Origin of the sequence: Azoarcus sp. CIB, from assembly GCF_001190925.1 — a bacterium.
Classification (GTDB): domain Bacteria; phylum Pseudomonadota; class Gammaproteobacteria; order Burkholderiales; family Rhodocyclaceae; genus Aromatoleum.
Map to the genome: position 1 here is coordinate 146,128 of NZ_CP011072.1, position 21,036 is coordinate 167,163.

The 21,036-nt window shown below is 65.6% G+C and carries 13 protein-coding genes and 1 tRNA gene; 5 read left to right on the forward strand and 9 right to left on the reverse strand.

Annotated features, from left to right (window positions below; all coding sequences use genetic code 11):
* Window positions 1–13: 13 nt before the first annotated feature.
* Window positions 14–4,453 (forward strand): response regulator, encoded by a 4,440-nt coding sequence (locus AzCIB_RS00620; RefSeq protein WP_050414116.1) that lies wholly within the window; start codon window positions 14–16, stop codon window positions 4,451–4,453.
* Window positions 4,454–4,566: 113 nt separating this feature from the next.
* A tRNA-Arg gene (locus AzCIB_RS00625) sits at window positions 4,567–4,643 on the forward strand.
* 348 nt (window positions 4,644–4,991) lie between these two features.
* Here AzCIB_RS00625 and AzCIB_RS00630 read toward each other — a convergent pair.
* The 3 genes from AzCIB_RS00630 to AzCIB_RS24535 all read right to left on the reverse strand — a co-directional run bounded on the left by AzCIB_RS00630 (window position 4,992) and on the right by AzCIB_RS24535 (window position 6,056).
* A complete protein-coding gene (locus tag AzCIB_RS00630) occupies window positions 4,992–5,417 on the reverse strand; it encodes a PIN domain-containing protein (protein ID WP_050414117.1) in 426 nt (141 codons plus the stop codon).
* Entirely contained in the window at window positions 5,407–5,667 is a 261-nt protein-coding gene (locus tag AzCIB_RS00635) for a prevent-host-death protein (protein WP_050414118.1), read from the reverse strand. The genes AzCIB_RS00630 and AzCIB_RS00635 overlap by 11 nt, the downstream gene beginning before the upstream one ends.
* A 167-nt stretch (window positions 5,668–5,834) precedes the next feature.
* Window positions 5,835–6,056, reverse strand: coding sequence for a helix-turn-helix domain-containing protein (locus tag AzCIB_RS24535; protein WP_232299311.1), 222 nt, complete (start codon window positions 6,054–6,056; stop codon window positions 5,835–5,837).
* 209 nt (window positions 6,057–6,265) lie between these two features.
* Here AzCIB_RS24535 and dcm point away from each other — a divergent pair, with 209 nt between their 5' ends.
* Both dcm and AzCIB_RS00645 read left to right on the forward strand, forming a co-directional pair.
* Window positions 6,266–8,341, forward strand: a complete 2,076-nt coding sequence (dcm, locus tag AzCIB_RS24810) for a DNA (cytosine-5-)-methyltransferase (protein WP_198149592.1) — start codon at window positions 6,266–6,268, stop codon at window positions 8,339–8,341.
* Between the two features lie 3 nt (window positions 8,342–8,344).
* Complete coding sequence (locus AzCIB_RS00645; RefSeq protein ID WP_050414119.1) at window positions 8,345–8,719, forward strand: hypothetical protein; 375 nt, start codon at window positions 8,345–8,347, stop codon at window positions 8,717–8,719.
* A gap of 286 nt (window positions 8,720–9,005) precedes the next feature.
* Here AzCIB_RS00645 and AzCIB_RS00650 read toward each other — a convergent pair whose 3' ends face one another.
* The gene (locus tag AzCIB_RS00650; protein WP_050418133.1) at window positions 9,006–10,106 is read right to left on the reverse strand and encodes an NADH:flavin oxidoreductase/NADH oxidase; all 1,101 of its coding nucleotides are present in this window, start codon (window positions 10,104–10,106) and stop codon (window positions 9,006–9,008) included.
* 343 nt (window positions 10,107–10,449) lie between these two features.
* Between AzCIB_RS00650 and AzCIB_RS00655 the strand changes: the two genes are divergently transcribed.
* A complete protein-coding gene (locus AzCIB_RS00655) occupies window positions 10,450–15,606 on the forward strand; it encodes a RecQ family ATP-dependent DNA helicase (RefSeq protein WP_050414120.1) in 5,157 nt (1,718 codons plus the stop codon).
* Between the two features lie 399 nt (window positions 15,607–16,005).
* Here the strand turns inward: AzCIB_RS00655 and AzCIB_RS00660 are convergent, their stop codons facing one another.
* From AzCIB_RS00660 to AzCIB_RS00680, 5 genes are all read right to left on the reverse strand, one after another.
* Window positions 16,006–17,196 carry an ATP-binding protein gene (locus AzCIB_RS00660; protein ID WP_050414121.1) on the reverse strand — a complete coding sequence of 397 codons (1,191 nt, stop codon included), beginning with the start codon at window positions 17,194–17,196 and terminating at the stop codon, window positions 16,006–16,008.
* A 106-nt stretch (window positions 17,197–17,302) separates the two neighbouring features.
* Complete coding sequence (gene tmpT, locus AzCIB_RS00665; RefSeq protein WP_050414122.1) at window positions 17,303–17,941, reverse strand: thiopurine S-methyltransferase; 639 nt, start codon at window positions 17,939–17,941, stop codon at window positions 17,303–17,305.
* Window positions 17,942–18,020: 79 nt separating this feature from the next.
* On the reverse strand, window positions 18,021–18,923 hold the full coding sequence (locus AzCIB_RS00670; RefSeq protein WP_050414123.1) for a fructosamine kinase family protein: 903 nt from the start codon (window positions 18,921–18,923) through the stop codon (window positions 18,021–18,023).
* Window positions 18,924–18,954: 31 nt separating this feature from the next.
* A complete protein-coding gene (locus AzCIB_RS00675) occupies window positions 18,955–19,368 on the reverse strand; it encodes a bacteriohemerythrin (protein WP_050414124.1) in 414 nt (137 codons plus the stop codon).
* A 127-nt stretch (window positions 19,369–19,495) separates the two neighbouring features.
* On the reverse strand, window positions 19,496–20,914 hold the full coding sequence (locus tag AzCIB_RS00680; protein WP_050414125.1) for an MFS transporter: 1,419 nt from the start codon (window positions 20,912–20,914) through the stop codon (window positions 19,496–19,498).
* Window positions 20,915–21,036 lie beyond the last annotated feature (122 nt).

Here is a 21,036-nt window from a genome sequence, read left to right on the forward strand (position 1 = left end):
AGGAGCCGCAAGGATGAACCTCTCGATGACCGCGCTCGAGCGCCGCACGCTCGCGGCGAAACTGATGCTGGGTTTCGCCGGCCTGCTGCTGGTCGTCGGCGGCATCAGCCTGTATTCGCTGCACAACCAGAACCTCCTGAACGACGAACTGCAGGCGCTGTATGAACGGGAGCTGATGGGCGTGTCGCACGTCAAGGAGGCGCGCATCCAGTTCGCGCAGATGGGCCACGCCCTGCGCCAGGCCATCCTGCCGCAGGCGCCCGGCGAACGCGATCACGCCTTTCGCCAGCTCGCCGAGTCGGAGAGCCGCCTGCGCAGCGAACTCGACGCCGCCGCAAAACTGTTTCACCGCCAGGACAACAGCGAACGGCTCGCGCGCTTCGACGAGCGCTTCGCGCAGTACAAGGCCAGCGTCGCGCGCATCGTCGACCTGCAGAAACAAGGCGATCTCATGGATGCGCTGGGCGCGGTCGCCTCGCCCGGATTCCAGCTCGCCGGCCAGGCCGCGGGCGACACGCTGGTCGACATCGCGCGGGTCATGGAGGAGGAAGCGCGCGATGCCGCCATCGCCGCCGACCGGCACATGCTCGAGATCAAGCGCACCACCTACGCCCTGCTCGGCGGCGGCGGCGTCCTCGCGTTGCTGCTGGGAGCCCTCGTCGCGCTGTCCATTCGCCGGCCGACCGAACGCCTGCGCACCGTCGTCGAGCAGATCGCTGCCGGCCACTTCGAGCAGCCCGTCCCGCACACCGAATACCCCAACGAGATCGGCGATCTCGCGCGCGCGATCGAAGTGCTGCGCGTCGAAGCGCGCAAGGTCGAGACGCAGCGCTGGCTCAAGACCCACCTCGCGGCGATCTCGGGCGACCTGCAGACGTCCGCCGGCCTTGCCGAACTCGCGCAAAAATTCCTCTCCAACCTCGCGCCGGTCCTCAAGCTCGGCCACGCCGCCTTCTACTACCACGACGAAGCCGCGCAACGGCTCGTCCTGCTGGCGGGCTATGCCCTGCGCGGGCCCACTCAACCCATCCCGCAATTCGCCCCCGGCGAAGGCCTGGTCGGGCAATGTGCGCTGGAGCGCGCGCCGATCATCTTCACCAACCCACCCAAGGACTACATCCACATCGGCTCCGGGCTGGGCGAAGCCGCCCCGCGCGCGATTGCCGTGTTCCCCGTGCAGCGCTCCGAACGCCTGCTGGCGGTGGTCGAGCTCGCCACCTTCGACGGATTCGGCGCCCCCCAGCAAGCCCTGCTCGACGGCGTGATGCCCATCCTCGCGATGAGCCTCGAGATCCTCGAACGCAACGCCCGCACGCAAACGCTGCTCGAGGAAACGCAGCGCCAGGCCGAGAACATGGAACAACAGGCGTGCCAGCTCGAGGAGCAGACCGTCGAACTCGAAACCCAGCAGGCCTCGCTGCGCGATACCTCCGCCAACCTCGCGATCCTCGAAGAGCGCAGCCGCCTGATCCTCGGCTCGGTCAAGGACGGCATCATCGGCCTCGATCAGGACGGCGTGATGACCTTCGCCAATTCCGCCGCGCCCGCGATGCTCGGCTATGCGGAGGCGGAGTTCGTCGGTCAGCCCGTGCATGCCCTCATCCACCACAGCTACGCCGACGGCCGCATCTTCCCGCGCGACGAATGCGCGATGTATCGCACCGGCATGGACGGCCAGGCGCGCACCGTCGACAGCGAAGTCCTGTGGCGCAAGGACGGCACGCCGCTACCGGTCGAATACTCGACCACCCCCATCCACAAGGACGGCACCCTCGTCGGCACCGTCGTCGTGTTCCGCGATATCACCGAACGCAGGGCGGCCGAGAAGGCACTCGCCGACCAGCGCGCCTCGCTGCAGTACATCCTCGACCACAGCCCGGTCGGCACCGCCTTCACCACCGACGGCCTGTTCCGCTACACCAACCCCGAATTCACCCGCATGTTCGACAGCCGCCCGGGCGACCCCGCGCTGCACATCTACGCATCGCCCGAAGACCGACTGCGCATGGTCGAGGACCTGCGCCGCGACGGCTACATCCGCGACCGCGAAATGCGCCTGGTGGCTGCGGGCGGCGAGCTGCGCGACTTCCTCGTTACCTTCATGCCCTTCGCCCACGAGGGCGAGAAAGGCGTCATGGGCTGGCTGCTCGACATCACCGACCGCAAGCGCGCCGAGGCCGAAATCCTGCGCGCCAAGGAAATCGCCGAAGAGGCCACGCGCGCCAAGAGCGACTTCCTCGCCAACATGAGCCACGAGATCCGCACGCCGATGAACGCCATCATTGGCATGTCGCACCTCGCCCTGCAGGGGCCGCTCGACCGCAAACAGCGCAACTACATCGAGAAGGTGCACCGCGCCGGCGAGAACCTCCTCGGCATCATCAACGACATCCTCGACTTCTCGAAGATCGAAGCCGGCAAGATGTCGATGGAAACGGTCGAATTCCGTCTCGAAGACATCATGGACCACCTGGCCAACCTCGTCGGCCTCAAGACCGAGGACAAGGGGCTGGAACTGCTGTTCAACGCCGCCCCGGACGTCCCCACCGCCCTCGTCGGCGACCCGCTGCGCCTCGGTCAGATCCTGGTCAACCTCGGCAATAATGCAGTCAAATTCACCGAAGCGGGCGAGATCGTTGTCGGCATCGACACCGTCGAACAGACTGCCGACGAGGTCGAGCTGCACTTCTGGGTGCGCGACACCGGCATCGGCATGAACCCCGAACAGTGCGAATCGCTGTTCCGCAGCTTCAGCCAGGCCGACGCCTCCACTACGCGCAAGTACGGCGGCACCGGCCTCGGCCTCGCGATCTCGAAGAACCTCGTCGAAATGATGAAGGGCCGCATCTGGGTCGAAAGCACCGTCGGCCGTGGCTCCACCTTCCACTTCACCGCCCGCTTCGGCCTGCAGGCCGAACCCATGAGCCGGCGCATGTTCCGCGCCGACGAACTGCAGGGCGTGCGCGTCCTCGTCGTCGACGACAACGCCTCCGCGCGCGAAATCCTCTCCGCGATCGTGCGGCACTTCGGCCTCACGGTCGATGCCGCATGGGACGGCAGCCAGGCGCTCGACATGATCGCCGCCGCCGACGCCCGCCGCACCCCCTACGACCTCGTGCTGATGGACTGGAAGATGCCCGTCATCGACGGCGTCGAAGCCGTGCGTCGCCTCCAGGCCGGCCACCCCGCGCGCCAACCGGCCGTCATCATGGTCACCGCCTACGGCCGCGAAGAGGCGCTCGGCTCGGCCGAACTGCGCGGCGTTGCGGTCAAGTCCGCCCTCACCAAGCCGGTCACCGCATCCCGCCTGCTCGAAGCCATCGGCGAGGCCCTCGACAAGCGCGGCCTCGTCGATACCCGCGCGCATGAAAGCATCGACGGCTCCAGCGCCGCAATGGCGAGCCTAGCCGGCGCCCGCGTGCTGCTCGTCGAAGACAACGAAATGAACCAGGAACTCGCCACCGACCTGCTGCGCCAGGCCGGCATGGAGGTCGTCGTCGCCGGCAACGGCCAGGAAGCGCTCGACATCCTCGCCCGCGACGCCCGCTTCGACGGCATCCTCATGGACTGCCAGATGCCCGTCATGGACGGCTACACCGCCACGCGCGAAATCCGCCGCAACCCCGCGTGGGCGGGGCTCCCCGTGCTCGCGATGACCGCCAACACCATGGCCGGCGACCGCGACAAGGCCATCGCCGCCGGCATGGACGACCACATCGCCAAGCCGCTCGACGTCGCCGGCATGTTCGTCACCCTCGCGAAGTGGATCCACCCCGCGGCCGTCCCCGGCGCCACCGCAATCGCAACCGCCACGGCAGCACCGACGGCGCCGGAACACAGCGCAGCCGCCCTGCCCCCCCTACCCGGCATCGACGTCGCCGCCGGCCTCGCCACGACGATGCACAACCACAAGCTCTACCGGCGCATGCTCACGCGCTTCCGCGACACCCAGAGCCGTTTCGCCGAACAGTTTGCCGCCGCCCAGTCCGACCCCGACCTCACCGCCCCCCTGCGCGTCGCCCACACCCTCAAGGGCAACGCCGGCAACATCGGCGCCCGCGGCGTCCAGACCGCCGCCGAAGCCCTCGAACACGCCTGCCGCGACAAGCTGCCCACCGCCCAGCTCACCCCGCTGCTCGAATGGACGCTCGCCGAACTCGCCCCCGTCATCGAAGGCCTGCAACAGCTCGGTTCGGCCGAAAGTGCGCAAGCGTCGGCAGAGGCAATCGTCGCGACCATCGACGTCGCGAACCTGCAACAGGATCTGGAGCATCTCAAGGCCCTGCTGGAAGACAGCGACCCCGCAGCCGCCGAGGCCGCCGACGCCCTCACCGAACGCGCCGCCGGCACCTCGCTCGCGCCTGCCCTGAAGCACGTCGCCGCCAGCGCCGCCACCTACGACTTCGACAAGGCGCTGGAGAGCCTCGCAGTCCTGAGTGCGAGGGACGGGTGAGAGGGCTTCCGGAGGATACTGCCGCCGCGACGACCGCCCTCCGAAGGCCGGATTCGTCATGCGCCGCAGATCAGGTATAATGCTGCGTTCCGTTGCCACGCCAGTGGCACAAGGCGCCCGTAGCTCAGCTGGATAGAGTACTGCCCTCCGAAGGCAGGGGTCGGACGTTCGAATCGTCTCGGGCGCGCCAGATACTAGAAAGGCCTTGATTTCGCGAAGAAATCAGGGCCTTTTGCATTTCGAGTTGCCGGATGACTCTGGGCACGGATCGCTCGAAGGGGATCGGATCCCAAGGGGTGCCCGGGGAGGGTAACTGGCAAAGCAAAGCGTGGCAGCGACCAGAAGTGAGAGGAGTTGCCGCTCTTCTTAAATCTCCGCGATTCCGTTCATTTTCCGGGCATAAATGAGTAGATTGAATCTATCTCCTCACTTTTTGAGGAGATAGGTAACATGCCGGTCGGTAATTTCGGTATGAGCGAGGAGTTCCACGAGATGGTTGGCGCTGATTTGGGTCATCCCGGCACGTGGACACCTTCCCTCACTGCGCCGTGAGGTAAATTTCGACGGTGGCAGTCGTCCAGGTCGGCACTCCGGTGCCGAAAAAGTCCCTGTCTTCGGTCCAGATCGGGCAATTCATCAGCAGTGCGGCAGCGAGGCCGGGCCAGTCGCGTTCGTCACGCTGGCCGATGCGTGCGCGGGCGTCGGCTTCAACCAGCGTCAACTCCTCTTTCCCGACAAGCTGGACGGCGCTCATCAGGGTTTCGAGCGACGTTTGCCAGACCTCGTCCGAAATCCCCCGCCGGGGAGCAAGCTGGGCGACGTAGTGACGGGCTTCCTCGAAATTGGCTTCGGCCACATAGAAAGCGACCTGCTCGCTGGCGCCGGCGATCAAAGACCGCACCCGTTGCCCGAAAACGGCGCGAATGAGGATATTCGCGTCGATGACGAGTCGCTTATGTTGCATCTTGCTTATTGCGCCAGGTCTTGAAATCCGCCGCCAGCTCATCTTCGGTGATTCCCAGACGAGCCATTTCCTCTTGCATGCGCCGCCCCGCTTCGAGGAGTGCATCGCGTTCGGATTGGTTGGGTCGTTTGGGGACGGGAATATAGAACCCGATCGTCCGACCGTGACGTGTGACCTCGATAGGCATCGACGCCTCGAGATATTCGGCCAGTTTCTCGCGCAACTCCCGCATGCCGATGCGCAGACTCATGACTTCCCTCTTGTGTATCAATTGCGTACGCAATTTATAGCACACGTAATCGTTGTCCGCCGAGATCTATCACGACCACCTTGATATGGACTGGGCACCTGCGTCCAGTGTATTCCCCTGCTGTTACGCCTCAAGCGCGCTCAGCACTGCCGTGTGGCTCTTCTCGATCACGTTGAGACCAAGGCCGGGCCTTGCGGCCGCCGGGCTCCTCGTTCCCAATGCCTCACGGTCGCGACGGAGAACCCGATGCGAGCAGCGAACTGCTCTTGCGTCATATGTTCGCCGCGCAGCAACGCGGGCAGTTTGGTCTTGGCTTCGTACAGCCGATCTCGAGCTTTATTGCCGGCCTCCTGTGTGACATATAGACCAGATTTCTGACTGGTCTTCATGGTGTCGAGTTCGCACGCGACATTGCCAGCGCTTACCGGCGCAAGGGCTGCGCGATGCGGCGCAGACATCCGTCAGCAGCGGTGCGTGGCGCAGGTGCGGCGGTTTCGCTCGCACGAACGCCGCCACAAAGTGGAAAATCTGGGCCCGGTGTAGTCAGCTCGGGGTAAAACTGAGGGCATAATGTCCGCAGTTATACCCAGAGATACTCATGACTGCGACTGTACTCACTACCGGCGTCAGCGGGAACGACGCGCTGCGCTACCTCCACGAAGCATTGAAGCACCGCAGCCAAGCGGATATCGCGCGGCATCTCGGCAAAGATGTCCGCACCGTGCGGCGCTGGGTCGCGGAGCAGACAATTCCGGCGCACTACGGCTATGCGCTGCAGGCGCTGCTGCCGTTCGCGCCCCCGGTCCGCCACCAGTCTGCGTTCACGTTCATCGATCTGTTCGCCGGCGTTGGCGGGATTCGTTCAGCGTTCGAGGGCATCGGCGGGTGCTGCGTGTTCACCAGCGAATGGGACGAATATGCGCAGAAGACCTATGCGGAAAACTATCGCGACGGTCACGTCATCCACGGCGACATCACGAAGATTCCCCCCGAGGATGTGCCGGATCATGACGTGCTCCTCGCAGGTTTTCCCTGCCAGCCGTTCTCGATCGCCGGCGTCTCGAAGAAGAATGCCTTGGGCCGTGCCCACGGGTTCGCCTGCGAGACGCAGGGCACACTGTTCTTCAATATCTGCACCATCCTTGAAACCAAGCGCCCGCGCGCGTTTCTGCTTGAAAACGTCAAGAACCTGATGTCCCACGACAAGGGGCGCACCTGGGACGTAATCAAGCGCTCGCTGGATGACCTTGGCTACGACATCTCGCCGAAGGTCGTCGATGGTGCCCATTTCGTTCCGCAGCACCGTGAACGCATTCTCATCGTCGGATTCCGGAAGGAGGACCGCATCGCATTCGATTGGGACGCCCTGCCGATGCCACCGAAAGGCGTGCACAAGCTCCGCGATGTCCTGCATCGTAGCGATGGGACCGAGCCCGTACTCGAATGGGACGGCGACAGATTCTTCGATCATGCCGCGTACAAGGTTCAGGATAGATACACCCTGACGCCCAAACTGTGGCGATATCTGCAGGACTATGCCGAGAAGCACCGTGCCAAGGGTAATGGCTTCGGTTTCGGTCTGGTGTTTCCGGACAGCGTGACGCGCACGCTGTCGGCCCGGTACTACAAGGACGGCTCGGAGATCCTCGTCTATCAGGGCGAAAACATGAACCCCCGGCGGCTCACGCCGCGCGAGTGCGCGCGGCTGATGGGGTTTCCGGATACGTTCAGGATTCCGGTGTCGGATAGTCAAGCGTACCGCTTGCTATCACATGCCGCGGTCGTACCAATGACGTCGTGGGCGGCTAAACTCATGGGTTCCAATCTTCCCGTACGAGACGGCGAATCGGCGCAGGTGCCTGTGGCCGTGCCAAAGGACATCATGAGAAATGGTCGTTGGACTGGGGAGCAACTCAAGCTCGCCTTTCATCTTTATTGCCAACTCCCATTCGGGAAACTGCATTATCGAAATCCCGAGATTGCCGAATTGGCTGAGCTGATTGGGCGTACGCCATCGGCCGTCGCAATGAAGCTCGTCAATTTCGCGAGCCTCGATCCGGCAATCACGCGCAGCGGGCGCAAGGGCCTTGGCAATGCGTCGAGCGCAGATCGCGAAATCTGGGACCAATTCCATGCCGATTGGGAGGGGCTCGCGTTGGAGTGCACGCGCCTGCGCGAGGCAATTCGCCTAGATCACGGCAAAGCCATCACGACCGTTAGCAGCGATATCGAGCTGGAGGAAATAGCCGATTTCACCGGGGAAACCAGGCGAGTCATTGTCGAGCAGCGTATCAAGCAAGACTTCTTCCGCAGAGCGGTATTGAGCAGCTATCGGGGAAGATGTTGCATGTCGCATCTTGCGGAGCCGCGATTGTTGATCGCGAGCCACATCGTTCCGTGGAGCCAGGACAGGGCGAACCGTTTGAACCCGAGTAATGGGTTGTGTCTTTCCGCGATACACGACAAGGCGTTTGATCAAGGGTTGCTCACGCTGTCAGACGACTTCCGGGTCGTGGTGTCCGATGAACTAAAACGGCGCAATGAGCCGTTCCTTAATCAATTCATCATCCCGCTCGATGGACGGCCAATCGAGTTACCCGAACGCTTCACTCCGGATCTGGCGTTCGTGCGTCGTCACCAGTCGGATGTTTTTGTCGATAGCCAACGGAGATGAGCCATGAATGCATCCGATTTTTCGGTATTCGAGTATTTGTACCGCGACAGCGGGAACTACAAGTCTTGGGGGGAGCTTCTCCTCAGGGGCTGTCTTACGGATGACGAAATTGAGAAGATGCGCGAAAAATTTTCTGCCAAGGAATACTTTATTGCCGAGCAGATTGGCGTTCCCTCCGTTGCCGAGCAGTTGTGGGGAGCGGATGGCTCGCCGAACGAATCCGATCACACATGGCACGAATTCAGTGCAGTACGTGACGCCACCGATCAAGACGTGAACACCTTGCCCGTGTGGGGGGACGCCAAGACGCTCTTATTGAGGATCTTGAGTGTCAAGCAATGGGATGAAACTCAGTCATGTAACTGGTCTCGCCATTAGCATCTGGCGGTCAGGTCGGCACTCTACGTCGCATATGCGATGAACTCTGTTCAGCGGCACTTTGGAGGGGGCTAGAAATGACAATGCCGTCCCGAGGCGCCCGTCGCCCCATGAGCATCAGGCTCTATGCGGCTTGCGGCGAAAGCCCGCTTGATTCGCCGCAAATACTGCGGTGAATAGTTGTCACTGCGCCGAAAAGCACCGACCACGCCTTGAGCGATCTGCTTCTTGCCCGAGAAAGATCCCCGGGCAAGCGTCTCCATGCGCGCTTACCCGGGTCCATCTATCAGATGCTCGGGCGGTAATTCGCCAGCCAGTGAGCATAGGGGGCCGGCAGCACCCAGGACGGCTTCTCTTCCTTCAGCTGCAAGGCTGCGTGGTAGCTCCAGTGCGGATTGGCGAGATGTGCGCGGCCGATCATCACGAGATCCATCTGCTGGTCGGCAACGACGCGGTTGGCCGTGGCCGGCGCGTCGATGCCCCAGGACGAGGCGACGGGCAGTTCGGCCTCGCGGCGGACCCGTTCGGCAATCGGTGCGAGGAAGGCCGGGCCCCACGGGATCTGCGCGTCGGGTGTGGAAAAGCCGACGCTGACGTTGAGCAGGTCGAGGCCGCTGCGGCGGAAGGCGCGGGTCAGTTCGATGGATTCCGTCAGCGTCTCTTCGTCCCGGCCATCGTATTCGATGACGCCGAAGCGGACCGTCAGGGGCAGGCGCTCCGGCCACACCTCGCGGACGGCGGCCAGGGTTTCGAGCAGGAAGCGGCTGCGTCCGGCATAGTCGCCGCCGTACTGATCGGTCCGCTGATTGGCATGGACGGAGAAGAAGCTTTGCGCCAGGTAGCCGTGGGCGAAGTGTAGTTCGAGCCACTCGAAGCCGGCATCCCGCGCGCGGCGCGCGGCCGCGACGAAATCGTTTCTGACGCGGGCGATGTCGTCCACGGTCATCGCGCGCGGCACTTTCGGCAGGTGGGCGCCAAATGCCACCGCGGACGGGGCCAGCGGCGTCCACGCCCGGGTGTCGCCATCGGGGATGTGGTCGTCACCTTCCCACGGGCGATTCGCGCTCGCCTTGCGGCCCGCGTGTCCGATCTGGATGCCGGGAACGGCGCCGCCGGCCTTGATCGCGGCCGCGATGCGGGCGAGGCCCTGCGCCTGCTCGTCGTTCCAGAGACCGAGGCAGGCCGGGGTGATGCGCCCTTCCGGCGCCACCGCGGTCGCCTCGACGATGACGAGGCCGGCGCCGCCGCGTCCCAGGCTCGCGTAATGGCCCCAGTGCCAGTCGTTGCTGACGCCGTCCGCGGCGCTGTACTGGCACATGGGCGGGATGGCGATGCGGTTGCGCAGGGTGACGTCTTTCAGTTTGAAGCTGCTGAACAATGCGGACAAGGTGCTGACCTCCGGAAATGGCGGACCGCATGCACGGCAATGCATGTCGGCGGTGGACTCGGACTGGATGGAATCGTAAATCATTGGCCGACGATGGTGGCGGCTGCCCCGTTCCACAGTCTGCTCCTTGAACTCGGCGGTGTACTCCTGCTTCGGGATGTGTTTCACGTCATTCTTCCCGTCGTTGCGTCGATCGGATGACGACTACGGTGGAAGACGAAATTCGTGGGGCAGGTCACTGTCGACGCACCTCCATGTTCCGCCGACTTTGCCGGCATATGCCGTTGATCTCGTTACATCCGGATAGAATTGATCGGATCGATTCCCGCCAAATCATTTGCTCATGGCCGTTCCGCCCGCTGCGCCCCGTGCGCGGTGCCTGTGCCTCGACATTGAAACCGCCCGCCAGGACCGCTTGGTCCTGCGCGAGCTGGGCATGTTTCGCCCCGATCTCGATGCGCGGCTGAGGCTCCCGGGCAAGGCGCCGGATCTGGTGCCGCGGCTGGATGCGTTGACCGAAGGGGCCGCCTTCGTCCTCGGCCACAACGTCGTCGCCTTCGACCAGCCGGCGCTGGCGGCGCTGCATCCCGAGCTCGCGCTGCACCGCCTGCCGCTGATCGACACGCTCGAACTCTCGCCCGTCGCTTTTCCGCAGAACCCGTATCACCGGCTGGTGAAGGACTACAAGCTGTGCAGGACGACGCGCAACGATCCGGTGCGCGATGCGGAGCTCGCCTACGCGCTGTTCGTCGACCAGAGCGAAGCCTTGCAGCAGCGCGTCGCCGACCATCCGGACGAGGCGTTGTGCCTGCATTACCTGCTCGCGCCGGAGAACGGCAAGGGCGTGGCGAACTTCTTCGCGACCTTGCGTCGCGCGCTGCGGCCATCGCTCGCGGAAACTGCGGCGGCATGGCGGCGCGTGACCGCTGGCAAGGGCTGCATCACCGGGCAGCGCTGGGTGCTCGATCACTGCCTGGCCGATCCCGCGTGGCACAAACCGTTGGCGTATGCGCTGGCGTGGCTGCGCGTCGCGGGCGGCAATTCGGTGCTGCCGCCGTGGGTGAGCCTGAGTTTCCCGAAGACGCGCGAGGTGATTGCGGCCCTGCGCGACGTGCCCTGCCCGGACCTGGCCTGCGCGTGGTGCCGCGACCAGCACGACCTCGACACCGTGCTGCCGCGCTACTTCCCCGGCATCACGCGCTTCCGCAGTACGCCGACCACCGCGGACGGCCGCTCGCTGCAGCAGGCGATCGTCGAGAACGGCTTCGCCGGCCGCCCGACGCTCGCGATTCTGCCGACCGGCGGTGGCAAGTCGCTGTGCTTCCAGCTTCCCGCGCTGGCGCGCTATTACCGCAACGGCAGCCTGACGGTGGTGATCTCGCCGCTGCAGTCGCTGATGAAGGACCAGGTCGACAACTTGGAGGCGCGCGGCATCACCTGCGCGGGCTACCTCAACAGCCTGCTCAACCCGATGGAACGGCGGGTGATGCTCGACAAGCTGCGCCTGGGTGATCTCGGTCTGATTTTTGTCGCGCCGGAGCAGTTCCGCAGCACCGCCTTCGCCAATGCGCTGATGCATCGCGAGATCGGTGCGTGGGTGTTCGACGAGGCGCACTGCCTGTCGAAGTGGGGCCACGACTTCCGGCCGGACTACCTCTACGTGTCGCGCTTCATCAAAGCACGCCAGAAGGACAAACCCTCGCCAGTGTTCGGCTTCACCGCGACCGCCAAGCCGGATGTGGTCGACGACATCTGCGCGCACTTCGAGAAGCGCCTCGGCGTCGTGCTCGACCGCCTCGAAGGCGGAGTGAGCCGCGAGAATCTGAGCTACGAGGTCAGGACGGTGCCGGCGCAGGCGAAGTACGCCGAGACCTTGCGCCTGCTGCAGGACGCCCTGCGCGAGGAGGGCGGTGCGATCGTGTTCTGCGCGCGGCAGAAGACGGTCGAGGAGGTCGCGGAATTCCTGAAGAATGCCGGCCTCGACTGCGGTTACTTCCACGGCGGCATGCTCCCGGCGAACAAGCGCGCGGTGCAGGAAGCCTTTCTTGCCGGCACGCTACGCGTCATCGCTGCGACCAACGCCTTCGGCATGGGCGTCGACAAGCCCGACGTGCGGCTCGTGATCCACCTCGACACGCCCGGTTCGCTGGAGAACTACCTGCAGGAAGCCGGCCGCGCCGGGCGCGATCAGGCGCCGGCGCGCTGCATCCTGCTCTACGACGACGCCGACCTCGACGTCCAGTTCCGCCTGCTCAGGAACTCGCGCCTCACGCAGCACGACATCGGCGCCATCCTCAAGGCGCTGCGCGCGATCGAGCGCAAGGACCGCAGCGAGGGCAAGGTCGTCGTCACCAGCGGCGAGATCCTGCTCGAAATCCCCGACGCGCACCGCATCGATCCCGACGCCAGCGACGCCGACACCAAGGTGCGCATCGCGGTGGCCTGGCTCGAGGAAGCGCGCCTGCTCGAACGCCACGAAAATCACACGCGCGTCTTCCCCGGCAGCCTGCTCGTCGCGACCGAGGAAGAGGCGCGCGCGCTCCTGCACAGGAAGCTCGGGCCGGACGCGGACGTCGAGCCCTACGTGCGCATCCTCACCATCCTGATCCAGGCCGAGGACGACGAGGGCCTGTCGACCGACGAGCTGATGCTCGCGACCGGCAAGGACTCGCGCACGCTGCAGCACATGCTGCGCGAACTCGACCGCTGGAAGCTGCTGTCGAACGACACCGAGATCGGCGTCACTTTCTATCGCGATCCTGACACCGCGCAGCGCATCGACGAGCTCGCGCGCATCGAGGACGCCCTGCTGAAGAACCTGCGCGAAGAGGCGCCCGACGCCGACCAGGAAGGCTGGCAGATCCTCAATGTGCGCCGCCTATGCGACACCTTGCGGCGCGACGCGCAGGTCGATTTCGACCCGGACAAGCTCACCCGCCTGCTCAAATCGTTCGCCGAACCTTTCGGGCAAGGCGCGACCCATCGCGGCTTCTTCGCGTTGCGCCCGCAGACCGCGGACAGCCGCTATCTGAAGGTGCTGCGCAACTGGCAGGACATCGAGACGATCCGCGAACGGCGCATGCGCCTCGCCCGTGCGCTGGTGCAGGAATTCCAGCGCCGCCGCCAGGGCAACACGCTGCTCGTCACCTGCAAGCAGGGCGAGCTCGAAGCCGCGCTGCAGGCCGACACGACGCTCGCCGACCTCGAAATCGACAAATGGGATGTCGCCCTCTCCGCGGCGCTGCTCTACCTCGACGCCAACGAGGTGCTGCATCTCGCGCGCGGCAAGGCGGTGTTCCGCTCCGCGATGAGCATCGAACTCAACGCCGAGGCGCGCCGCCGCCAATTCAAGAAGTCCGACTACGCCGAACTCGCGCTGCACTACAAGGACAAGATCGTCCAGGTGCACGTGATGGCCGAGTACGCCAAGCTCTCGATCCGCAAGATCCAGGCGGCGATGGCCTTCATCGTCGACTACTTCAGCCTCGACCGCGCCGAGTTCGTGCGCCGCTACTTCGCCGGGCGCAAGGACGTGCTCGAGATGGCGACCACCGAGGCCGCGCACCGCAGAATCCTCACCGACCTCGCCAACCCGGAGCAGCAGGCCATCGTCGCCGCACCCCTCGAAGGCAACCACCTCGTGCTCGCCGGCCCGGGCGCCGGCAAGACGCGTGTGATCGTGCATCGCGTCGCCTGGCTGCTGCGCGAATGCATGGTGCTGCCCGAAGCCATCATGGTCCTCGCCTACAACCGCTCCGCCGCCAACGAAATCCGCCGGCGCCTGTGGGCGCTGGTCGGCGCGGACGCGGCCGGCGTCGCGGTGCAGACGCTGCATGGGCTGGCGATGCGCCTCACCGGCACCAGCTACGCCGTCGCGATCGAGCGCGGCGAGGCGGTCGACTTCGGCGAGGTGATCCGCCAGGCCACCCGGCGCCTGCGCGCCGCCGAGCAGGACCCGAGCGTGAACGACGGTGTTGGCCCCTCCATCCTGCGCGACCGCCTGCTCTCCGGCCTGCGCTTCCTGCTGGTCGACGAGTACCAGGACATCAACGGCGACCACTACGAGCTCATCAGCGCGGTGGCCGGCCGCACGCTGCAGACCGAGGAAGACCGCGTCTCGCTGATGGTGGTCGGCGACGACGACCAGAACATCTACGCCTTCGACGGCGCGAGCGTGCGCTACATCCGCCAGTTCGAAACCGACTACGCCGCGCGCCGCTACGCGCTGATCGAGAACTACCGTTCGACGAAACACATCATCCACTGCGCCAACCGCGTCATCGAACGCGCGCGCGAGCGCATGAAGGCGGGACAGGCGATCCGCGTGAACCACGCCCGCCGCGACCAGCCCGACGGCGGCGAGCACGCCGCGCTCGACCCGCTCACCGAAGGCCGCGTGCATGTCCTCGAAGTGCCGCGCAACCCGCATCAGGAAGTGCAGGTCGCACTCGTCGAACTGCAGCGCCTCCACGACCTGCTGACGCATCGCGCAACCGGCGCGCCCGGCCAATGGGGCCGCTTCGCCGTCATCGCCCGTCGCTGGGAAGACCTCGAACCGATGGCCGCGCTGTGCCGCCTGCGCGGCATCCCGGTCCGCCTGCAGCGCGACGCCGGCCAGGTCAGCCTGCACCAGACGCGCGAAGGCAACGCCCTCGTCACCCTCTTGCGCGGCTCACGCAGCAATGCCCGGCGCCGCCGCGTGCTGGTGCGCGTGGGCGTCCTGTCACGCTGGTTCCGCCGCCGCTTCCACGCCCCGCCCGACGGCCTCATCGACCACCCCTACCGCGCCGCGCTCGCGCAGTTCATTAGCGACGCTGAATCCGCCGCCCCGGGCCGCGAGCTCGTCGTCGACGACCTCATCGAGTCCCTGTACGACTTCGGCGCCATCGGCAAACCCCCCGCCGATGCCCGCCCCAACGCGCCGCTGGTCCTGATGACCGCCCACCGTGCCAAGGGCCTGGAATTCGACCACGTGCTGGTCCTCGACGGCGGCGGCTGGCAGGGGCGCGGCGATGACGAGCGGCGGTTGTTCTATGTCGCGATGACGCGGGCGCGGAAGTCGCTGACGCTTTGCGAGGTGGTCGGAGGGCAGCATCCGTTCGCGCGCGATCTGGAGGGGCTGGTGCTGCGTTCGCGACCGAAGGCGCTGCCGCCGCAGCCGGGCGTTGTGCATCGCATCTGGTGTGCCGATCCGGAGAAGGTCGTGCTGTCGTGGCCGGGGCGCTTCGCGCCGACTGCTCCGATTCACGGTGCGCTGGCGGCGCTCGACGTCGGTAGTCCGCTGGCGCTGCGGCAGCGGAGCGGTGGCCGTCCCGGATGGGAAATCACCGATGCGTCGGGCGTCGCGGTTGGCCGGATGTCGTCTAAGTTCCGGCCGCCGCAGGGCGAAATCGTTGCAGTGCGGGTGGCAGCGGTGCTGGTGCGCCATGCGAGGGAAGACGAGCAGGGCTTGCAATGTGAGTCGTGGGAGCTGGTGCTGCCGGAGATCGAGTATGGATAGCGAGAGCGTGCCGTCGGACCACAAACCGCGCAACTTTGTCGCGCAGCGCCTCGAAGAGCTCACTTGCATCTTTTCAGACAAATGACATGATCCCTTTTGGATTTGTGTGTGGAAATGTAATATCCCGAATGATCAAGTGAGTCGGCTTTGATTCTGACGTTCGGGGTCTGCATTGACTTCTTCGCATCGCTCGAAAAGTCGCTTTTCCTCACCGCACATGCTGGAGAGTAGGGTGCCGAGCGCATAGGGAGAAAAGGCATTTGATATTCGAGCGCGCCCAGTCGCGTGAGGACTTCAGGTGCCTTCTAGACGGCATCATGATCATCGGTCGCGGTGCTCAGTGAAATTTTGTCTATTGCATCGATCGATGCAGGCGTGCCGGCAGCGCGACTCTGCCATTTAACCCTCGGCATTAAGCTTGAGCGAGCTTTGCAGACTCTTCGGTGGCCACTTCGCGGCCGCCTTGCGATCCTCGAACCAGCGGTGCATCGCCGCATCCTCGACGGCGTATTCCCCGCGCGCTGATTTCCACACCAGAGCGGGCATTCGCTGGCGCAAGGATTCGAGGGCGTTCTGCGCGCGTTGCGCCGTCACCTTTTCCTGGGTCTGCACGCGGTAGAAGGCTAGGGCCTCGGCATCATAGGGGCGGAAACGTGATCCGACTTCCAGCATCCGCCACAGAACGGCCTGCTCCAACGGCTTCAGGCCCAGGTAGTCGGACTCCATCTGCGCCTCGTCATCCCGCTGGCGCTGCAAGGCGGCGGCAAGCATGGCCAGTTCGAAGCGTTCGGTGATCCCGGACAGCGGGCTAAGCGCCTGGCCCAGTGCCTCCATGAAGAACTGGGGCCGATAGCCGAATCCCTCGAATGCCTTGTAGAGCGTGCCGCGATCAACGCGTCCAAGATCCGGGCGCTGCGCTTCGACCAGATGCGCGAGGAAATCGATAAAACGTTCATCCAACAAGGGCATGCGCTGAATCTGGGAACCATAGAACGGAGCGCCGTTGGAATTCACCAGCCGCAGCAGCTTGTCGCGATCCGAGCCGGACATGACCAGCATCAACTGCACGTTCCCCGGCCGGTTCATCTGGTCGCGTGCGGACTTCAGCGCCGACATCGAGTTTTCGCCCGCGGCGCTGGTGAGGGCGTGCTGCGCCTCGTCGATGATCAGCGCCACGGGTTTGCCGGCGGTTTCGTTGAGCGCCCGCAGCGCGTCGACCAGCGTCAGCCCATCGACCTTGCCGATGCGGGTGGTATCGACGTGCAGCCAGCCGCCGAGATTCACCTTTTCGAGCCCTGCACTCTTCGCCGTCCGGGCGATCACGCCCAGATGCGGTTGTAGTGCGCGCCCGATCGCTTCGGCGATCAGGATGCCGGGGTCGCGCGCGGCATCGGCCCATAGGTCGACGTACACCACCGCGACGCCGGCCGCTTCCAGGGCGGGGCTCAGGTCGCCGCGCAGAAAGGTCGTTTTACCTGTACGGCGTGGCGCGGCGAGGAACAGGCCGTTATGCGCATCGCTGAATCCGGCCTTGCCCCGCAGGGCGGTGACCAGTTCACCGGCTAGCTCGGCTCGGGAGAAGGAGATCATGATTTATCGCCTATTATCCGCATTCTGATAAATTATCAGAATCAGGATAAAAAGCAATAATCACCCACCGACCCGCTGACACCCGGTACCCGCCTCCCCGCGCACGTCAGTCCTTCCTCAGCAGCCAGACGTTCTCCGTGGCCGGGCACTTCCCTTTGAGTCCACCTTCTACATCGACGTGGGCGAGCAATGTCGGGCGGAAGCGGCCAGCGTAGTGCTGCCGCACCTCCTCGGCGTCGATCGAGAACGGGGGCCCGGCGTGCTGGCTCTGGTCGTATTCGAAGCAGATGAGTAGCTGCGGCGCTTCGCGCGTGATGGCTGCGAGATGGGCCGTGTAGCGCGGGCGCATGGTGTGCGGCAGCGCGACCAGTGCGGCGCGGTCGTAGACCGCGTCGACCGGGCCGAGTATCTCCGCGGTGAGATCGAAAATGTCGCCCACGTACACGTCGAGACCTTCGGCCGCGTAGCGGTCGAGCGCGCCGACGCGTGACACCGTCGGTTCCACACCGAGCTCGGCGAAGAGCTGCTGGATGGCGAGCGGACTCAGTTCGGCGCCGACGACGCGATGACCTTGGGCGAGCAGCCAGTGGATGTCCAGTGTCTTGCCGCACAGCGGCAGGAAGATGCGGCTGCCCGGCGGGAGCGCGAGCGCGTCGAAGTGTTCGACCAGTAGCGAATGGGCTTCACTGCCGTGGAAGCCGATCTCGTTGCGTTCCCATTTTGCGTGCCAGAAGTTGGCGTCCATGAGCAGAGCCCTTGCGGTGATGGTGCTGCGGACCGGTCAGTGTATCGGAGGTGCGAACGGGACTGAATGCCCGGACGAATCAGCGCAGCAGCTCCGCCGCCAGCGTGCGGATCATGCGTTCGGCCTGGCCGAGGTAGGCGCGGCCGAAGAGGTTCAGGTGGTTGAGGATGTGGTACAGGTTGTAGAGCGTCTTGCGCAGTTCGTAGCCTTCGGCGGGCGGCCAGGCGCTGCGGTAGGTGGCGTAGAAGGACGCGGGGAAGCCGCCGAAGAGTTCGCTCATCGCGAGATCGGCATCGCGGTCGCCGCGGTAGACGGCGGGGTCGAAGATCACGGGTTTGCCGTCGGCGGCGATGGCCGCGTTGCCGTTCCACAGGTCGCCGTGCAGCAGGCTGGGGCGGGGCCGGTAGTCGAGGAACAGCGCGGGGATGCGTTCGAGGAGCTTGTCGGCGTCGCGGCCGAGGGCTCCGCCGTGGCCTTTCGCACGCGCCATCTGCAGTTGCGGCAAGAGGCGGCATTCGACGAGGAACCGGGCCCAGGCGTCGTGCGGCGTGTTGTGCTGGGGCGTGGCGCCGATGTAGTTGTCGCGCGTCCAGCCGAACCGTTCGCCGGTGTCACGGTGCAGTTCGACGAGCGCCGCGGCGAAGCGCCGGCCGTCTTCGGCGCTCGCGAGTGGGCGCAGCGGTAGGTGTTCGAGCAGCAGGAAGGCTTCGTCCTCGGTCGCACCGCAGGCGAGCGGGCGCGGCACGCGGAAGGCGTCGCAGTTGGCCAGGGCGGTGAGGCCGTCGACCTCGGCTTCGAACATCGGCAGGGCGGCGGCGTCGTTGAGCTTGAGGAAGTAGGTCCGGCCGCCCGCCTGCACTTCCAGCGTGCGATTGATGCAGCCGCCGCCGACCGGGGTCAGGCGTGCGTCGGTGAAGTCGATACCGCTGGCGGCCGCGAGGGCGCGGGCGAGCGCGTCGTCCGGGGTGTCAGGGGACGTCAACGGCAGAGGCTCCGATCGAGGCCGGCGCGCGTCAGAGGGCGGGGGCGGTGTTGTGCGCGGCGATGCTGTCGACGAGCTTCTTGTCGGCGACGGTGGTGTGCATCGCGAACCAGTCGAACATGAAGTGCGCGAGTTCCTGAAGGGGGGCGCTGTCGGTGTAGTAAAGATTGCATTCGTGCTCCAGCCGGCGCAGCAGCCACGCGTGTTCCTCGCGGTGTTCTTCGTAGTGCGGATAGTCGACGTCGAGCATGATGTTCTCTTCGCTGACGAAGTGGAATTCCGCGTACTTGCGCACCTCGAGGAGCAGGCGCATGGCCTTTTCCTTCGGGCAGTTCCGGTCTGCTTCGACGGATACCGCGCGGATCAGGTCGACGAAGGCGCGGTGCTCGGCGTCGATGCGCGGGTGTCCGACTTCGAATTTGCTGTCCCACTTGATGTCAATCACGTCCGTCTCCGCCTCGCGAGTCGGGGCGGTGCCTCGCGGTGCGGCAGGATCCGCGCGGAGGGGTGCCCCGCGCATATCCTAACCGAATATGAACGCGGGGGCAGCGGGAGGGCGGCCCCGGGGGGCGTCAGGCCCCCGGGCGCGAAGCGCTCACCGCGAAGGACGGCGTGGCTGCGGCCGGTTCCGCTGCCGGCTCGGCGCGGACTTGCGTGTGCAGCCCCGGGATGTGGCGCTTGACGACGGCCAGCGCGAGGAAGGTGAGCACCATGGCGCCGCCGAGCAGCGACAGGTAGCTGTCCGCACCGCCGGAGGTGATGACGGCGGCGCCCGCGAAGGAGCTCAGGATCGCGCCGAGGCGGCCGAAGGACAGGGCCGAGGCGGTGCCGGTGGCGCGCATCATGGTCGGGTAGACGTAGGCGCACAGCGCATACATGGTCGCCTGGACGGCGATCACGAACATGCCGTGCACGCCGAGTCCGATCATCAGCCAGGTGGTGTTCGTGGCGAAGTCGACGCCTTGCAGCACGAAGGCGCTGGCTGCGGCGCCGATGCTGCACAGGATCAGCGGCCAGCGCGAGCCGTAGCGCGTGATGGCCAGCGCGCAGCCGAGCGAGCCGATCACGCCGCCAAGATTGTAGGCGGTGAGGCCGGAGCCTGCCAGGGCGGTGGGCAGGCCTTCGGCGGCGAGCATCGTCGGCAGCCAGCTGAAGGCGGTGTAGGTGGCGAGCATGACGAGGAAGAAGCCGACCCAGATTGCCAGCGTGTCGCGCGCGCGGCCGCTCTGGAACAGGGCGGCGAAGCCGGCGCGCTGGTCGCTGCCGGTTTCGGCCACGTCGACGAATACCGTGCCGGGGTCGGCGGGGCGTTCCATGCGTGCGAGCAGCCGGCGCAGCTCGGGCCAGCGGGCGGTCTTGCGCGCGAGGTAGCGGGCGGATTCGGGCAGCAGCGCGAGCAGCACCAGGCTGTAGATGACGGGCAGCGCGCCACCGATCCAGAACAGGCCGCGCCAGCCGAGCACGGGCAGGACGGCGCCGGCGAAGAGGCCGGCGAGCATGCCGCCGAGGGGATAGCACACGATGGTCGCGGTGACGGCAAGGGTGCGGCGGCGGGCCGGGGTGAATTCGGCGGTCATCGTCGAGGCGCTCGGCAGCGCGCCGCCGATGCCGAGGCCGGCGAGGAAGCGCAGCACGGCGATCGCCGTGATGTCGGGCGCGAAACCGATCGCGATCGTCGCGGCGCCGAACAGGAACACGCTGGCGATCAGCACCAGCCGCCGGCCGATGCGGTCCGCGACGATGCCGGCACAGGCGCTGCCGACGGCCATGCCGACCAGGCCCGCGGCCACGGCGGGCGCGAAGGCGGCCTTGGTGATGCCCCATTCCTTGATCAGCGCCGGGATCGCGAAGCCGATGAGCTGCCCGTCGAAACCGTCCATGACGATCGCAAGGGCGGCGAGCATCACGACGAGCCGTTGCATCGACGTGAACGGGCCGTAGTCGAGTATCCCGCCGATATCGACGGGGGCGGACGAGGACTTCTGCTGCATCGGTGTGTCTCCGGTGATTGGCGGGTTCGCTCCGGGTCCGGGCGATCCTCTTCGTGGGAAACGATACTATTTTGATTGATGGACAGCAAGCGAGTTGTATCACATCAGTAACACGTGGACAC

Excerpts from the sequence above, each read along its gene's own strand:
- AzCIB_RS24535 (WP_232299311.1), bottom strand. The coding sequence starts at position 6,056 with ATGAAGACCAGTCAGAAATCTGGTCTATATGTCACACAGGAGGCCGGC.
- AzCIB_RS00620 (WP_050414116.1), top strand. The coding sequence starts at position 14 with ATGAACCTCTCGATGACCGCGCTCGAGCGCCGCACGCTCGCGGCGAAA.
- AzCIB_RS00635 (WP_050414118.1), bottom strand. The coding sequence starts at position 5,667 with ATGAGTCTGCGCATCGGCATGCGGGAGTTGCGCGAGAAACTGGCCGAA.
- AzCIB_RS00630 (WP_050414117.1), bottom strand. The coding sequence starts at position 5,417 with ATGCAACATAAGCGACTCGTCATCGACGCGAATATCCTCATTCGCGCC.
- AzCIB_RS00655 (WP_050414120.1), top strand. The coding sequence starts at position 10,450 with ATGGCCGTTCCGCCCGCTGCGCCCCGTGCGCGGTGCCTGTGCCTCGAC.
- AzCIB_RS00645 (WP_050414119.1), top strand. The coding sequence starts at position 8,345 with ATGAATGCATCCGATTTTTCGGTATTCGAGTATTTGTACCGCGACAGC.
- dcm (WP_198149592.1), top strand. The coding sequence starts at position 6,266 with ATGACTGCGACTGTACTCACTACCGGCGTCAGCGGGAACGACGCGCTG.
- tmpT (WP_050414122.1), bottom strand. The coding sequence starts at position 17,941 with ATGGACGCCAACTTCTGGCACGCAAAATGGGAACGCAACGAGATCGGC.
- AzCIB_RS00680 (WP_050414125.1), bottom strand. The coding sequence starts at position 20,914 with ATGCAGCAGAAGTCCTCGTCCGCCCCCGTCGATATCGGCGGGATACTC.
- AzCIB_RS00660 (WP_050414121.1), bottom strand. The coding sequence starts at position 17,196 with ATGATCTCCTTCTCCCGAGCCGAGCTAGCCGGTGAACTGGTCACCGCC.